The sequence below is a fragment of the Pseudoalteromonas sp. S16_S37 genome, assembly GCF_014694405.1.
Classification (GTDB): domain Bacteria; phylum Pseudomonadota; class Gammaproteobacteria; order Enterobacterales; family Alteromonadaceae; genus Pseudoalteromonas.
In genome coordinates this window covers 1-882 of record NZ_JAAUWV010000169.1, presented here as the reverse complement: position 1 = coordinate 882, position 882 = coordinate 1, and the positions used below count along the sequence as shown (strand labels likewise).

At 47.1% G+C, this 882-nt stretch carries 1 protein-coding gene; it reads right to left on the bottom strand.

Annotated elements, in window-relative coordinates:
• Positions 1–882: IS256 family transposase (locus HC733_RS22430; protein ID WP_190367186.1), on the bottom strand; the 882-nt coding region annotated here is incomplete at both ends.

Sequence of the window (882 nt, the reverse complement as noted above, 5' to 3'; positions counted from 1 at the left end):
GATAGCCTTGCGGATGACGCTGTTAAGTGACTCAATGGCATTGGTGGTGTAAATCGCTTTACGGATATCTTCAGGGTAATTAAACAGGGTATTGAGATTCTGCCAGTGTGAGCGCCACGACTTTGAGATTTGAGGATATTGGTTGTCCCAGACCTCACCAAACCGCTCCAGTTCAAGCAAGGCTTCCTCTTCTGTTGCTGAACGATATATCCGCTTCAGATCAGATGTTACGCCCTTGTAGTCTTTCCACGATACGTATTTCAACGAGTTACGCACCATATGAACGATACAAAGCTGAATATGGGTTTCAGGAAATACGGTGTTGATAGCATCGGGAAACCCTTTGAGTCCATCAACACAGGCTATCAGAATATCTTCAACGCCACGTTGTTGGAGTTCAGTTAGTACGCTCAACCAGAATTTGGCACCCTCGTTTTCGGCAATCCACATGCCCATGAGTTCCTTGTGGCCTTCCGTATTGATGCCGAGAGCAAGGAAAATGGATTTATTGATCACGCGCTTATCTTGGCGGATTTTAACGACGATACAGTCGAGATAGACTATCGGGTAAATCGCATCAAGTGGGCGTGACTGCCATTCGATGACCTGCTCGATAACCGCATTGGTGACACGTGACACCAGTGTGGGCGATATCTCGGCACCATACCATTCATCAAACGCGTTAACGATGTCGCGTGTACTCATACCTTGGGCATATAGCCACAGGATTTTATCGTCCATGGAAGTAAAACGGGTTTGGTGCTTCTTAACGAGTTGTGGTGCGAAAGAGCCTTCACGGTCACGAGGGGTATCGAGTTCAAACTCGCCATCTTCAGTTTTAACCCGTTTGCTGCTCTTACCGTTACGGCTATTGGTTGATGT